Origin of the sequence: Stenotrophomonas maltophilia (genome assembly GCF_003970865.1) — a bacterium.
Classification (GTDB): Bacteria; Pseudomonadota; Gammaproteobacteria; order Xanthomonadales; family Xanthomonadaceae; genus Stenotrophomonas; species Stenotrophomonas maltophilia_AR.
Genome location: NZ_RXLZ01000003.1, coordinates 19,167 through 34,114 on the forward strand (window position 1 = coordinate 19,167; position 14,948 = coordinate 34,114).

A 14,948-nucleotide genomic window follows, 5' to 3' on the forward strand; every position below is an offset into this window, starting at 1 on the left:
ACGCCTCGCGCGGATGAAGTAGATCCACGCCATGCGTGGATGAAGAAGCCCGGGTGTGCAGACACCCGGGCTTTTTTGTTTGCCTTTCAATGAGGCAGATCCACGCCATGCGTGGATGAGCGAGACCGGGCAAGCCGCCGCAGCAGCAGGGCCGCGACGATTGCCAGCAGCGCCACGGCAGCAGCCACCACGCCCAGCGAGGCAAGCCCGAAGCGTTCGATGGCTCCACCTCCCAGCAGCGCGCCCAGGCCGATTCCGGCGTTGGCCGCGGACACATTCAAGGTTCCCGCCAGCGCCTGCGCCTGGGGCGCCGCACGCATCACCCGCACCTGGCACAGCGGGAACAATGCGGTATGCGCCACACCCCACAGGGCCAGTGCGATCAGCACGAACGTGCCGTGGCCGGCCAGCCCGACACTGGCCAGCATGCCCAGCGCCAGCACCGCGCAGAACACCAGGGTCGCGCCCAGCGGCGCACGATCGACCCAGCGCCCACCCAGTGCATTGCCGATCAACCCGACAGCTCCGAAGCCCATCAGCCACCAGCCCACCTGTGCCGCCGGTACCTGCATCAGCCGCTCCAGCACATCGGCCAGGTAGGTATAGGCAGCAAACATCGCGGTGAACACCAGCACCGACAGCAGCACATGGCCCAGCAACTGCGGCTGGCGCAGCAACCGTGCCTGTTCGCCCAGCGCGCGCCGCGGTCCGGCCACGGTCTCCGGCATCCACAACGCCAGCGCGCCCGCCATCAACAGCGACAGGGCCGCCAACAGCCAGAAGCTGCCGCGCCAACCGAGGGCGTCGGCGGCCAACGTACCCAGCGGGATACCGAACAGCATTGCGGCGGTGATACCCAGGTAGACCCGCGCGACCGCACGACCTCCCTGCCCTGCAGGGGCCAGTTGCGCAGCAGTCTCACTGGCGGTGCCCCAGAACACCGGCAGGGCCAGTGCCGGCAGCACCCGCGCCAGCGCCAGCAGCCACGGCTGCGTGGCCATCGCGGCCAGCGCGTTGGAACCCGCGAACAACAGCAGGATGACCACGAACAGGCGGCGCCGGCCGACGTGTGACAGCAGCGCGGTCAATGGTGGCCCGGCCAGCATCACGGTGAACGCGAACAAGGTGACCAGCTGCCCCGCTCGGGCGATGCCAAGGCCAAGGTCGCGCGCCAGCGCGGGCAGCAGGCCGACGATCAGGAACTCGGTGGTGACGATGACGAAGGCGGACACCGCCAGCAGGACGACCGAAAGGCGTGCGCGGGCATTTGCGTGGACAGCGGCCACGGCGGAATCGAGGGAGGACATGAGCGGGCATCAGAACAGGGGCCGCCAGCCTATTTCCTCCCTGGATTCCGATTGCTGCTATGTTTTCCATCGATTCCGGACAGAAATTCCCCATGCTTCCCACCGAGCGCCTGCGCGGCATCGAGGCCTTCGTCGCCACCGCCGATGCCGGCAGCTTCACTGCCGCCGCCGAACGCCTGCACCTGACCAGTTCGGCGGTGGGCAAGACCATCGCACGGCTGGAGGCACGCCTGGGCGCGCGGTTGTTCGAACGCAGCACGCGCCGCCTTCGCCTGACCGAGGCCGGTGAGGGCTTCTACCGCACCTGCGTGCGGGTGCTGGGCGAACTGGCCGATGCCGAGTCGGTGCTGGTCGCGCACGCAGACGCGCCCGTGGGCCGCCTGCGGGTGGATGCGCCGGCCACCTTCGGGCGCCTCAAAGTCTGGCCGTTGCTGCTGCAGCTGGCCGCCGAGTTTCCACAGTTGCATCCGCAGGTGACCTTCAGCGACCGCTTCAGCGACCTCGCCGAGGACGGCGTCGACCTCGCCGTGCGCATCGGCGGTCCCGAGCCGCTGCCCGCCCCTCTGGGCAGCCGCCTGCTCGGTTACGAATGCCTGCGCTTCTGCGCCTCCCCGGCCTACCTGCTTCGCCATGGCCAGCCCCGCTCGGCCGCCGAGCTGGCCGGACATGACGGTGTGCTGTTCGGACGCGCGGACGGCAGCATCGGGCCGTGGCAGGTGGCCGATGGCGGGCAGCGCACTACACCGCTGCAGGCCCGCGCGCGCCTGGTGGTTGGCAGCGCCGAGGCCCAGGTGGCGGCGGTCGAGGCCGGCTTCGGCATCGCGCAGCTGGCCACCTGGCTGGTCGATGACGCGCTGGCGCGCGGCAGCCTGGTCTCGATCCTGCCGTCGCTGGACTGCCGCGGCCTGCCGCTGCGCCTGCTGTGGCCGCAGGGCCGGCAGCGACTGCCACGCGTGGACGTGGCCCTGGACCGTCTCGGCGCCGGGTTGCAGATCGATCCGCCGCGCTGAGCGCAGCGCCATCAGCGGCGGTCGCATCGAACGGCTGCGACTGCCGGTCGCATTGCCCGCATCCGGCCCCTCACCCACCATCCGCGCAGCGTTTCAGCGTGGGCAGGACATGGACGGATTCCCCTGGTTGCTGGTTGCTGCCGCCGGTAGTGCCATCGCAGCCTTGCTGCATATCGGCTGCATTGCCTTCGGCGCCGCGTGGTACAGGTACTTCGGTGCTGGCCAGCGCATGGTCCGGCTGGCACAGGCCGGGCATTGGTGGCCGCCGCTGATGACCGCCGGCATTACTGCCGTGCTGGTGGCCTGGACGCTGTACGCACTGGCCGCCGCGGGCTGGCATTCGCCGCTGCCGGCCAGCCGTCTGGTCCTGTCAGGCATCGCCCTGCTGTTGCTGCTGCGCGCGGCGATGGGCTTCGCGCTGGCCCTGTTCCGCCCCGGCTACAACGGCGTACGCTTCTGGGCGGCCAGTTCGCTGGTCTGCCTGGGCCTGGGGCTGGCCTTCGCCGTGGGTACCCGCCAGGCCTGGCAGAGCCTGGGGTAGCCGCCCACCATCGCCCGCCCTTGGGGGCGGCGGAAGCAACCGTCAAGCATCTGCTGATGCCAGTACGGCATGAGGTCGGTGCCGATCGGCCTGAACCGGACCGCGCCCGACGCGGCCGTATCGCCGCGCGCGCCCTACAATGGCCGCATGCAGATCGGCCCGTACACCATTGCCCCCAACGTCGTGCTGGCGCCCATGGCCGGCGTCACCGACAAGCCCTTCCGCCTGCTGTGCAAACGGCTGGGCGCGGGTCTGGCCGCCTCGGAAATGACCATCAGTGATCCGCGCTTCTGGAACACGCGCAAGTCGATCCACCGCATGGACCATGACGGCGAACCGGCTCCGATCAGCGTGCAGATCGCCGGCACCGAGCCGCAGCAGCTGGCCGAGGCCGCACGCTACAACGTCGACCACGGCGCGCAGATCATCGACATCAACATGGGCTGCCCGGCCAAGAAGGTCTGCAACGCCTGGGCCGGTTCGGCACTGATGCGCGACGAGCAGCTGGTGGCGCGCATCCTCGAGGCCGTCGTCAACGCGGTGGACGTGCCGGTCACGCTGAAGATCCGCACCGGTTGGGACTGCGACCATCGCAATGGCCCGCTGATCGCACGCATCGCCGAGGACAGCGGTATTGCGGCACTGGCGGTGCACGGCCGTACCCGCGACCAGCACTACACCGGCCAGGCAGAGTACGCCACGATCGGCGAGATCAAGGCCGCGCTGCGCATTCCGGTCATCGCCAACGGCGATATCGATTCGCCGCAGAAGGCGGCCTATGTCCTGAAGGAAACCGGCGTGGACGCGGTGATGATCGGTCGCTCGGCGCAGGGCCGGCCGTGGATTTTCCGCGAAGTGGCGCACTACCTGGCCACCGGCGAGGAACTGCCGCCGCCCTCGCTGGCGGAAGTGCGCGACATCCTGCTCGGCCACCTGCACGCGTTGCATGCGTTCTATGGCGAGCCGCAGGGCGTGCGCATCGCGCGCAAGCACCTGGGCTGGTATGCCAAGGACCAGCCGGAGAATGCCGCCTTCCGCGCGGTGGTCAATCGTGCCGAAGACCCGCAGAGCCAGATCGCGCTGACCACTGAATACTTCGACCGCCTGATCGCCGGGGAACCGGCGCTGTCTTCGGCGGCCTGAGCCGCCCGCCCCGCGTTTCCGAACAGTCGAGCCAGCTCGACGCTACAAGAGCCCGCCGTCATGACCCCGCCGATCTCCTCCCCGACCTACCTGCACGGGTTCTCCGGCACCGAGCAGCAGCGCCTGATGACCCAGGCCCGGCTGCTGGAATCGAGCATCTTCGGCCAGATCGACTACAGCGGCGCGCGGCGCCTGCTGGAAGTCGGCAGCGGCGTCGGCGCACAGACCGAGATCCTGCTGCGCCGCTTCCCCGAGCTGCACGTGACCGGCGTGGATCTGAGCGAAACGCAGCTGGCCACCGCGCGCGAGAACCTGGCGCGCACGCCGTGGTGCAGCGACCGCTACACCCTGCAGCAGGCCGACGCCGGTGAACTGCCGTTCGAGGCACGCAGCTTCGATTCGGCGTTCCTGTGCTGGGTGCTGGAACACGTTCCGTCACCCGCACGTGTGTTGAGTGAAGTGCGCCGCGTGCTGGCCCCGGGGTCACCGGTGTACATCACCGAAGTGATGAATGCCTCGTTCCTGCTCGACCCGTATTCGCCGCACATCTGGCGTTACTGGATGGCGTTCAACGATTTCCAGTACGACCACGGGGGCGACCCGTTCGTCGGCGCCAAGCTGGGCAACCTGTTGCTGGCCGGCGGCTTCCGCGACGTGCACACCGAGATCAAGACCATCCACCTGGACAACCGCGAACCGGCACGCCGCAAGACGATGATCGCGTTCTGGGAACAGCTGCTGCTGTCGGCCGCTGACCAGCTGCTGCAGGCCGGCTCGGTGGACGAGGAAACCGTGGAAGGCATGCGTCGCGAGTTCCGCCTGGTGCAGAACGACCCGAACGCGGTGTTCTTCTATTCGTTCGTGCAGGGCCGCGCCACGGTGTATTGAGCCGACGCGGCACTGTCCGTAGAGCCACGCCATGCGTGGCTGCCAGCGCCGATGTCCCGCCATCCACGCATGGCGTGGATCTACTCAACGGCGCCGGCTACGGGCGCATGCCAGATCCGCTGCCACATCGCGGCCAGCCGGCGACCGGCGTCAGCACGCGCGGCGGGACTGCTGTAATCCGTCCGCACCTGCTCGGGCGTGATCGGTCGCCACTGCCCGTCGACCTGCTCGGCCACGGCAAAGTTGAAGGTGTAGTCGGGCTCCAGCCCCATGCGCAGGTCACTCAGGACCAGCCGCCCGTCCACCACTTGCGCACGCATGAAGCCACGGTTGAACCACGTCAGCTGCTGCACCGCCGGGATGCCCCCTGCTTCGCGCAATGCCTGCACGTTGGACGCGTGGCCTTCGAACTGCATCGGCCCATGGTCAGCCACCAGCGAGCGGTCGCCCACCACGTAGCCGTTCGGCGTCATCGCCACCACGCGCCACAGCAGGGTGTTGAACGGCATCGGCACCGAGAAGCGCGGCGCATCGCCCAGGCCCATCGCCGCCAGGCTCTGCTGGGCAGCACGGTCGACCTGGGCCTTTGCGATCAGGCCCCAGCCCAGGTAGGCACTGCTGACCAGCAACGCCGCACCCAGCACCTTGCCAGCCCAGGGGCGGGCGCGGCCAAACCAGGCCAGCACGCAGCCCAGCAGCAGCCACACCGTGTAGCCAAGATCGATGATGAAGACACTGGAACCCATGGTCGGGTGTGGGCGCAGCGGCCACCACAACTGGGTGCCGTAGACGGTGAACGCATCCAGCACGGGATGGGTGACCAGCGCCAGCTGGATCGCCCAGAACCAGCGCACCGGTGACTGCGCGACGCGGCCATTGCCGAAGCGCTTGAACAACCACCAGATCAGCGCCGCCACCCAGGGCAGCACCAGCAGCGAATGGCTGAAACTGCGGTGCTCGATCATGTTCACCACCGGGTCGGCGGCGGTGAAGCCAAGCCACAGGGCATCGAGGTCCGGCAGGGTGCCGAGCGCGGCACCGGCCAGCAGGGCCGCGCGGCGGTGGCCGGGCGGAGCGATGGCAGCAGCGACGGCGCCGCCGAGCACGATCTGGGTCAGGGAATCCATGGGCCGATGCTAGCGGCTTGCGGGCGGTGTATGTAGAGCCGAGCCCATGCTCGGCTGCTCTTCGTTTGGCGCCACGTCAGCCGAGAATGGGCTCGGCTCTACAGGAGGACAGACGCGCGTTATGCCGCCTGCGACAACCGCGCCCCTGGCAGTTCCACCAGAGTCTGGCCGTTGTGGTCCAGCAGGCGCAGCGCGCCATCATGGTCTTCGGCCAGTGCGGTCAGGCTCTCCACCCAGTCGCCATCATTGGCGTAGACCAGGCCATCGCGTTCGATCAGCGCAGCGCGATGGATGTGACCACAGACGATGCCATCCAGTCCGCGCCGGCGCACGTCATCCAGCCCAGCCTGCACGAAACGCTCGATGTAGCGTTCGGCGGCGCCGCTGCGCTTCTTCAGGAACTCCGACAGCGACCAGTAGCGCATGCCCAGCCGGCGCCGCACCGCGTTCAGCGCCTGGTTGCCGGTCAGGATGCGGTAGTACAGCCAGTCGCCGAACTTTTCCTGCAGGCCGCCGAAGTGGGTCACGCCGTCGTACTCGTCCCCGTGCGCGACCAGCAGGCGACGGCCATCGGCGGTCACATGGATGGCGCGACGGCGCACCTGCATCGCTGGCAGCATCAGCCCGCACACGTGGCGCAGCGATGCGTCATGGTTGCCGGGGATGTAGACGATCTCGGTCCCGGCACGGCGCAGCGCGTGCAGGGCCTGGATGACTTCGCTGTGCGACTGCCGCCAGTTGGCGCGGCGATGCGCCATCCACCACAGGTCGATGATGTCGCCGACCAGATACAACCGTTCACAGCGCAGCTGCGAGAGGAACCGTGCCAGCTCGGTGGCATGGCAATGACGTGAACCCAGGTGCACATCGGAGACGAACACTGCGCGCCGGTGCGGCGACAGGTTCGCCAGCGCGCTCATGCCGGCGTCCCCGCGTCGCGCAGGTAGCGTTTGCGCTTGTTCGGCCGGATCGCGCACAGGTCCACTTCGATCAGGCCGTCGATCGAATCACTGAAGTCCGGATCGACACCGAAAGCCAGGAAACGCGCACCGCCGGGTTCGCACAGATCGGTGTACTGGCGGTACAGCGTCGGCACGCCGGTGCCGAGCGCGGCCAGGTTGGCTTTCAGCACGTCGAACGCGGCGCCTGCATCCAGTTCGCCGAAACTCGGCGGTGCAGCGAAGTACTGGAACGGCCGGTTCGATTCGGCCAGGCCAGCGGTACCGCTGTAATAGCGCTGGTAGTACGCCACCAGCTGCTCGCGCGCATCGCGTGGTAGCGCCGCGCTGATCGACACGGCGCCGAACAGGTAGCGGATGCCCGGCCGGCACTGCAGGTAGGCTCCGATGCCCTGCCACAGGTAGTCCAGGCTGCGGCTGCCCCAGTAGTCGGGCACCACGAAGCTGCGGCCCAGTTCCAGGCCTTCGGCGATGTGGGTGATGGCATCGTCGGAATAGCGGAACAGCGACGCGCTGTAGAGCCCTGACAGTCCGTGCCGGGCCAGCGCATGGGCGCCGCGCATGATCCGGTACGCGCCGGCGATGCGCTGCGCGGCCGCGTCCCAGATCACGATGTGCTCGTACTGCGGGTCGTAATCGTCCAGGTCGCGGCTGCGCCCGGTGCCCTCGCCCACCTGGCGGAAGGTCAGCTCGCGCAGGCGGCCGAGCTCCAGCAGCAGCGGCGAATCGGCAGTACAGGTGGCCAGCAGGATCTGCTTGCCATCGGCGGTCTGGCCCAGCTGGGTGGCTGCGGCAATCCCCGCGGCGACCTGCGAAGGCGGCACGGGGGCCGCCAGCGGCTCGGGGCCTGCGAAGACAGCGGCACTGCCGGCCGCGCCATTACGGCCCAGCGCATACAGCGCGCGGCGTACCGCCAGCAGCTGTGCGCCCGGGTCACCGCCCTTGCCCAGCTGCATCGGCTCACCGATGCTCAGCCGCAGCGGACGGCCACGACGGGTGAACATCTCGCGCGCCAGCAGCGCGGTGCCGGCCGGCTTGAACAGGGTCGAGGCGCCGTAGAACAGCGCCGAGTTGCGCGCCTCCACGCGCACCGGCAGCACCGGCGCGCCGGCGGCACGGGCAAAGCGGACGAAGCCGCGCTGCCAGCGGCCATCGCGGATGCCGCGCAGCGACAGCCGCGAGACCTCGCCGGCCGGGAACACGATCACGCACTGCTCGGCGGCCAGCGCCTCTTCGACGGCATGCAGGCTGCCACGCTGGGCCTTGCCACCGAGGATGCGCATCGGCAGCAGCAGGTCCTGCAGTGGCGCGATGGCCCCCAGCAGATCGTTGGCCACGATACGCACGTCACGACGGATGCGGCCGACCGCGTCCAGCAATGCGAGGGCGTCCAGCGCTCCGGAAGGGTGATTGGCGACGATCAGCAGGCGACCGGTGGCGGGAATCTTCGCCAGCGCCGCCGGATCGACCTGGTACTGGCCATCGATGAACTCCAGGCCGGCGGCGACGAAGCCGAATCCACGCAATCCCGCACTGCGCTGCAGGAACGCTTCGATCTGGTCCAAGCGCGACCAGCGGCCGACGCTGCGCAGCAACGGCCGCGCCAATTGCCCCCGGCGGCCATGGAACCAATCGGGGAAGCGTTGCTGGAGACGCTGTTCAAGTTCCTGCATGGCGGATCCACTCATGCCCGGCGGCCGGATTGGCCGACAGCCTGCGCCCGGCAGGCGGCAGCCAGATGGCGGTTTTTGGGCAGAACGATGACGGCTGGCCAGTCCTGGGGCGGGCGGGGTCGCCCGCACAGTCGAGGCCGGTCGCAGGCCGGTGCGTTGTCACGCTGGTGGAACACTGGGCCTCGAGGCTGGCCCCCAATCCCGGCCGGACGGCCCCTGCCGGGCCTACGCGGGCTTAACCACCGGCAACCGGTACAGGTTCACAATGCACAGGCGGCGCACCCCGTGTATCATTCGCGCCCATCTTTCCATCCGAATCAAGGGATATTACGCCTGATGTCCAGCTATCTCTTCACCTCCGAGTCGGTCTCCGAAGGCCATCCGGACAAGGTTGCCGACCAGATCTCCGATGCGGTGCTGGACGCGATCCTGACCCAGGACCAGCGCGCCCGCGTGGCCTGCGAGACCATGGTCAAGACCGGCGTTGCCATCGTCGCCGGTGAGATCACCACCAGCGCCTGGATCGACCTGGAAGCGCTGACCCGCAAGGTCATCACGGACATCGGCTACGACAGCTCCGACGTCGGCTTCGACGGCGCCACCTGCGGCGTGCTGAACCTGATCGGCAAGCAGTCGCCGCACATCGCCCAGGGCGTGGACCGCAAGAAGCCGGAAGAAATGGGCGCTGGCGACCAAGGCCTGATGTTCGGCTATGCCACCAACGAGACCGACAGCTACATGCCGGCCGCGATCCACCTGTCGCACCGCCTGGTCGAGCAGCAGGCCAAGATCCGCAAGAAGAAGAACTCGCCGCTGTCGTGGCTGCGCCCGGACGCCAAGAGCCAGGTCACCCTGCGCTATGAAAACGGCGTGGTCTCGGCCATCGACGCCGTGGTCCTGTCGACCCAGCACGCCCCGGGCATCAAGCAGAAGGACCTCATCGAGACCGTCCGCGAAGAGATCATCAAGCCGGTGCTGCCGGCCAAGTGGCTGCACAAGGGCACCAAGTTCCACATCAATCCGACCGGCAAGTTCGAGATCGGTGGCCCGGTGGGCGACTGCGGCCTGACCGGTCGCAAGATCATCGTCGACACCTACGGCGGCTGGGCCCGTCACGGTGGTGGCGCCTTCTCCGGCAAGGACCCGTCCAAGGTCGACCGTTCGGCAGCCTACGCGGCCCGCTACGTCGCCAAGAACGTGGTCGCCGCCGGCCTGGCCGACCGCTGCGAAGTTCAGGTCTCCTACGCCATTGGCGTGGCTGAGCCGACCTCGATCTCGGTCACCACCTTCGGCACCGGCAAGATCAGCGACGACAAGATCGAGAAGCTGATCCGCAAGCACTTCGACCTGCGCCCGTACGGCATCATCAAGATGCTGGACCTGGTGCACCCGATGTACCAGCAGACCGCGGCCTACGGCCACTTCGGCCGCAAGCCGAAGGAGTTCAGTTACCTCAACGGCGAAGGCGAGACCGTCAACGCCACGGCCTTCTCCTGGGAGAAGACCGACCGCGCCGCCGCCCTGCGCGCCGATGCGAAGCTGAAGTAAGAAACACGAAGGGCCGCTCACGCGGCCCTTCTCTTTTCTGGTAGAGCCGGCCGCTGGCCGGCTTTCTTTTACCGCCTTGCAAAGCAATCCCCCACGTGAGCACGCGGCCCTCTATCAAGGAAGATGGTGCATGATTTCCCGACTGCTGGACCGCTGGTTCAGGGACAAGCCCACGCCCGAGGCATTTGCCGCGAAGGTCATCCAGACCGCGCGCCGGCTGGGCATCGACAAGCGGCTGGAATACGACGCGGGCCTGTTCCGCATCGCCTACAACGGCAGCTCGTTCTTCAACCTGCACAACGCCTACCACGCCTACCTGGACGTGGAGCGGAGCCGCCAGCGCGACGTGCTGGAACGCTTCACCAGCATCCTGGGCATGGCAGACGACGAGCAGCCGCCTTTTGCCGAGATCCGCGACCGGCTGCGCCCGGTGATCCGCAACCGCAACCTCCTCGATCAGATCATCCTGCAGGAGATGGAAGAAAACGGCCTCGACGCCCGGGTGTCCCTGCAGTACCGCCCGCTCACCGGGGAATGCGTGGAACTGCTGGCCGTGGACTACGACCAGCACACCACTACCCAGACCCGCGACCTGCCCGGGGAATGGGGCATCACCCTGGACCAGGCATTGACGATCGCGCGCGACAACCTGCGTGCACTGGACGATGCGCCCTTCATCGAGATCGCCCCGGGGCTGTTCCGCTCCGCCTGGAGCGATGCCTATGACAGCAGCCGCGTGCTGCTGCCCGAACTGCTGCACCGTCTTCCGTTGGCAGGCCCGCCGGTGTTCATGCTGCCCACCCGTGACGTGCTGCTGGTGGCCGGTGAACGTGATGAAGAGGCCCAGCAGGCGATGATTGCCCAGGCCAGCGAGGCCATGGACGATGGCCGGGTGATCAGCGGCGACATGCATCACTACGTGGAAGGCCAGCTGCAGCCCTTCACCCCGGCTAGCGAAGCGCTGCAGCAGGCACTGCGTGCCCTGCGCCTGCAGCTGCACGCGGGGCTGTACGCCACCCAGAAGGAACAGCTGGACAAGGTGCATGAGCTGCACGCGCACGACGTGTTCGTGGCCAACTTCATCGTCGACGGCAGCAACCATATCTCCATCGGCTGCTGGTCCGAAGGCGTGGAGACCTCACTGCCGCAGACCGACTTCATCGCGCTGGTGGTGGAAGAGAGCGATACCCAGATGGTCGAGTGGCACGTGGCGATGCGCGAATTCGGCCACCTGCTGGAAGCCGATACCCGGCACATCCACCCGCCGCGCTACCTGACCCGCGGCTTCCCCGACGCGGATCTGCGCACGCGCGTGCAGCCCGGCTGACGCGTCCCGTGCCATGGCCGCGGCCGGGCACGCCCGGCCCGCGCCCGATACAATCGCCCCATGTCGACCGAACTGAAAACCCACCAGCTGTCCATGACCGTGCTGATGTCGCCGGAGATGGCCAATTTTTCCGGCAAGGTCCACGGCGGCGCGGTCCTGCGCCTGCTCGACCAGGTCGCCTACGCCTGCGCCAGCCGTTACGCCGGCAGCTACGTGGTCACCCTGTCGGTGGACCAGGTGATGTTCCGCCAGCCCATCGCGGTGGGCGAGCTGGTCACCTTCCTGGCCTCGGTGAACCATACCGGCACCTCGTCGATGGAGATCGGCATCAAGGTGGTGGCCGAGGACATCCTCAAGCGCAGCGTGCGCCACGCCAACAGCTGCTTCTTCACGATGGTGGCAGTGGACGAGGAAGGCCGGCCGACGCCGGTGCCGGCATTGCAGCCGGTTACATCGGACGAGAAGCGTCGCCAGGCGGCCGCGCTGATCCGCCGCCAGCTGCGTCAGGAAATGGAGCAGCGCCATCTGGAACTGCTGGCATCGAATCCGCCGTCGCCGGAAGAATGAGCGTGAACCCGGTAGTGCCGGCCGCTGGCCGGCAACCTCGCGCGTGCTGCCGAACATCATGAGGTTGCCGGCCAGCGGCCGGCACTACCATTTCGAATTCGCCGGGCCACGCCCGGCGGATGCATTTCACCCGGTGTTCTGCACGCCCTGCGAAACACCGTTCACGCACGCCACCAGCGCGCGCAGCAGATCGTCATCCTCGCGTCCGCTGGCCCGCCAGCGTTGCAGCAGGTCCACCTGCAGCACGCTGATGGGATCAACGTAGGGATTGCGCAGGCGGATCGACAGCGCCAGCCGCGCATCGTGGTCCAGCAGCGTCTGCTGGTCCATCAACGTCAGCAGCCAGTGCCGGGTGAGTTCCAGTTCGCGCTGCACCTGCGGGAAGAAGCGGTCGTGCAGGTCGCCCGACAGCAGCGAGAACTGCTCGGCGATGGTGATGTCGCCCTTGGACAGCACCATCGCGATGTCATCCAGGAAGGTGCGGAAGAACGGCCAGTCACGTGCCATCTCGCGCAGGGTCTGTTCGTGACCAGCATCGACCGCCGCCTGTAGGCCGCTGCCCACGCCATACCACCCGGGAATGACTGCACGCGCCTGGCTCCAGGCGAACACCCAGGGAATCGCTCGCAGGTTGCCCAATGCCGCGTCCTGACCGAGCCGGCGCGACGGACGCGAGCCCAGCGTCATCCGCTCGATCACGTCTATCGGCGTGGCCGTGCGGAAGTAGTCCATGAAGCCAGACTGGCCGACGAAGGCGCGGTACACCTCGCTGCTGGCCGATGACACCACGTCCATCACCGGTCGCCACTCATCCTCGCGCGGCTCGGCGGCACGCGGGCGCAGGCTGGCGCGCAGCACCGCACCCGTGGCCTGCTCCAGCGAGCGCAGGGCCAGCGCGCGGATGCCGTATTTGCGATGGATCACCTCGCCCTGCTCGGTCACCCGCAGGCGGCCATCGATGCTGCCGCGCGGCGACGCATCGACCGCGTGCGTGGTCTTGCCACCGCCACGGCTGATCGAACCGCCACGGCCATGGAAGAAGGTCAGCCGGATGCCGGCTTCGGCCGCCACCTCCAGCAGTTCCACCTGTGCTCGCTGAAGGCCCCAACGCGAAGCAGCAATGCCACCATCCTTGCTGCTGTCCGAATAGCCGAGCATCACCATCTGCACGTCGTCGCGTGCCTGCAGGTGCGCGCGATAGATCGGGTCGGCCAGCAGGTCACGCAGGGTCGCGGTGCCGCGTTTGAGATCATCCACGGTCTCGAACAGAGGGGCGATGTCCAGCGGCACTGCACCGCCCTCTTCCACCAGGCCGCCACGGCGCGCCAGCGCCAGCACCGCCAGCACATCGCTGCGATCGTGCGCCATCGAGATGATGTAGCTGCCCAGTGCATCGCCGCCATGCCGCGCACGCGCATCGGCCAGCGCGGCGAACACCGCATCCAGCCGCTGGTTGCCCTCGTCGTCGCCCTTCGGCAACGGTGCCTCACCACTGGCATGCGGTGCCAGCAGGTGCGCGCGGCCCAAGGCATCCAGCCCCTCCCACGCCGCGTCGCCGCCCAGCACCGTCGCCAGCGCACGCGCATGCACGCTCGATTCCTGGCGCACATCCAACCGCGCCAGATGGAAGCCGAACGTCTTCACCCGCCACAGCAGGCGCTGCACGGCAAAGCCGCCGGCATGTTCGCCGCGATTGGCGCGCAGGCTGTCGAGGATCAGCTGCAGGTCGTCGATCAGTTCGGCGGGGCCGGCGTAGGCGCCCTCGCCATCGTCCAGCGTCGCCTGCAGGCGTGCGCGCATGCGGTCGTTGAGCAGGCGGTACGGCATGTCGGCGTGGCGCGGACGCGACTGCACCTGCGGCAGCAGCTGCTGGTACTGCACCACGCGCGCCTGCAGCGCATCGCTCACGCCCACCCGCTCGGTGGACTGGCTGAGCAGGCTGGCCAGCTGCAGCAGTTCCTTCTGGTAGCGCCCGAGCACCGCCTGCCGCTGCGCATCCAGCGTGTTGCGGATGGTGCTGGCATCCACGTTCGGGTTGCCGTCCATGTCGCCGCCCACCCAGGTGCCAAAACGCAGCAGGCGCGGCAGCGGCAGTTCTTCGCCGTAGGTATCGCGCAGCGCCTGCTGCAGCGATTCGTACAGCACCGGAATCACCCGGTACAGCACCTGCACCAGATAGAAGCCGACATGCTCGCGTTCGTCATCCACGGTAGGCCGCACTGGCGAGGAATCGGTGGTCTGCCACGAGGCAGTCAGCGCCATGCGGAAGCGCGCAGCATCGGCAGCGGCCTCCCCAGGCGTGCGCTGGCCGTCGAGGTTGTCGACCAGGCTGGCCACCATCAGCTGCTCTTTTTCCAGCAGCGCGCGGCGTACCGCTTCGGTCGGGTGCGCGGTGAACACCGGTTCGATGTCGATGCGCGGGAGCCACTGCCCCAACTCGTCCAGGCCCACGCCCTGCGCCTTCAAGTGCTGCAGCGCATCCTGCAGGCCATCGGGCTGTGCACCTGCAGTACCGGCGCGCTGGTAGTCACGGCGGCGGCGGATGCGATGCACGCGCTCGGCGATGTTGACCACCTGGAAGTAGGTACTGAAGGCCCGCACCATGGTCTCGGCCTGTTGTGGCGTACGCCCGGCCAGGCCATCAGCCAGCTCCGACAGCGGCGCCTGGTTCTCGCGGCGGGCGATGGCGCGGGTGCGCACGTCTTCGACATCGTCGAGGAAGGCGGCGGAGACCTGCTCAACCAGCAGGTCGCCGACCAGCGCGCCAAGTCGGCGCACGTCATCGCGAAGCGGAAGATCGGGAGAAGCAAACTCGATGCTGCTGCGGTACTCGTTCATCGGCGACGCACAGGCCTCGG

12 protein-coding genes are annotated in these 14,948 nt (G+C 68.1%); 7 read left to right on the forward strand and 5 right to left on the reverse strand.

Annotation, left to right across the window (positions count from 1 at the left end):
- Window positions 1-86: 86 nt before the first annotated feature.
- Window positions 87-1,307 (reverse strand): MFS transporter, encoded by a 1,221-nt coding sequence (locus tag EKL94_RS01410; RefSeq protein ID WP_126927687.1) that lies wholly within the window; start codon window positions 1,305-1,307, stop codon window positions 87-89.
- Window positions 1,308-1,399: 92 nt separating this feature from the next.
- Between EKL94_RS01410 and EKL94_RS01415 the strand changes: the two genes are divergently transcribed.
- The 4 genes from EKL94_RS01415 to EKL94_RS01430 all read left to right on the forward strand — a co-directional run bounded on the left by EKL94_RS01415 (window position 1,400) and on the right by EKL94_RS01430 (window position 4,889).
- The gene (locus tag EKL94_RS01415) at window positions 1,400-2,317 is read left to right on the forward strand and encodes a LysR family transcriptional regulator (RefSeq protein WP_126927688.1); all 918 of its coding nucleotides are present in this window, start codon (window positions 1,400-1,402) and stop codon (window positions 2,315-2,317) included.
- Window positions 2,318-2,426: 109 nt separating this feature from the next.
- Window positions 2,427-2,858, forward strand: coding sequence for a hypothetical protein (locus tag EKL94_RS01420; RefSeq protein WP_126927689.1), 432 nt, complete (start codon window positions 2,427-2,429; stop codon window positions 2,856-2,858).
- A gap of 147 nt (window positions 2,859-3,005) precedes the next feature.
- Window positions 3,006-4,001 carry a tRNA dihydrouridine synthase DusB gene (gene dusB, locus EKL94_RS01425; protein ID WP_126927759.1) on the forward strand — a complete coding sequence of 332 codons (996 nt, stop codon included), beginning with the start codon at window positions 3,006-3,008 and terminating at the stop codon, window positions 3,999-4,001.
- A 60-nt stretch (window positions 4,002-4,061) separates the two neighbouring features.
- On the forward strand, window positions 4,062-4,889 hold the full coding sequence (locus EKL94_RS01430; RefSeq protein WP_005415318.1) for a class I SAM-dependent methyltransferase: 828 nt from the start codon (window positions 4,062-4,064) through the stop codon (window positions 4,887-4,889).
- Window positions 4,890-4,969: 80 nt separating this feature from the next.
- Here the strand turns inward: EKL94_RS01430 and EKL94_RS01435 are convergent, their stop codons facing one another.
- From EKL94_RS01435 to EKL94_RS01445, 3 genes are all read right to left on the reverse strand, one after another.
- Window positions 4,970-6,016 carry a metal-dependent hydrolase gene (locus tag EKL94_RS01435; RefSeq protein WP_126927690.1) on the reverse strand — a complete coding sequence of 349 codons (1,047 nt, stop codon included), beginning with the start codon at window positions 6,014-6,016 and terminating at the stop codon, window positions 4,970-4,972.
- A 119-nt stretch (window positions 6,017-6,135) separates the two neighbouring features.
- Window positions 6,136-6,936 (reverse strand): UDP-2,3-diacylglucosamine diphosphatase, encoded by an 801-nt coding sequence (locus tag EKL94_RS01440; protein WP_126927691.1) that lies wholly within the window; start codon window positions 6,934-6,936, stop codon window positions 6,136-6,138.
- On the reverse strand, window positions 6,933-8,648 hold the full coding sequence (locus EKL94_RS01445) for a bifunctional ornithine lipid synthase OlsF (protein ID WP_126927692.1): 1,716 nt from the start codon (window positions 8,646-8,648) through the stop codon (window positions 6,933-6,935). Before EKL94_RS01445 ends, EKL94_RS01440 begins: the two co-directional genes overlap by 4 nt.
- A gap of 336 nt (window positions 8,649-8,984) precedes the next feature.
- Here EKL94_RS01445 and metK point away from each other — a divergent pair, with 336 nt between their 5' ends.
- The 3 genes from metK to EKL94_RS01460 all read left to right on the forward strand — a co-directional run bounded on the left by metK (window position 8,985) and on the right by EKL94_RS01460 (window position 12,090).
- Window positions 8,985-10,196: a methionine adenosyltransferase gene (metK, locus tag EKL94_RS01450; protein ID WP_126927693.1), complete on the forward strand. Its 1,212-nt coding sequence runs from the start codon at window positions 8,985-8,987 to the stop codon at window positions 10,194-10,196.
- A 130-nt stretch (window positions 10,197-10,326) separates the two neighbouring features.
- On the forward strand, window positions 10,327-11,523 hold the full coding sequence (locus tag EKL94_RS01455) for a DUF1444 domain-containing protein (protein WP_126927694.1): 1,197 nt from the start codon (window positions 10,327-10,329) through the stop codon (window positions 11,521-11,523).
- A gap of 60 nt (window positions 11,524-11,583) precedes the next feature.
- Complete coding sequence (locus EKL94_RS01460) at window positions 11,584-12,090, forward strand: acyl-CoA thioesterase (RefSeq protein WP_126927695.1); 507 nt, start codon at window positions 11,584-11,586, stop codon at window positions 12,088-12,090.
- Between the two features lie 126 nt (window positions 12,091-12,216).
- Here EKL94_RS01460 and ppc read toward each other — a convergent pair whose 3' ends face one another.
- Window positions 12,217-14,928 carry a phosphoenolpyruvate carboxylase gene (ppc, locus tag EKL94_RS01465; protein ID WP_126927760.1) on the reverse strand — a complete coding sequence of 904 codons (2,712 nt, stop codon included), beginning with the start codon at window positions 14,926-14,928 and terminating at the stop codon, window positions 12,217-12,219.
- Window positions 14,929-14,948: the final 20 nt, after the last annotated feature.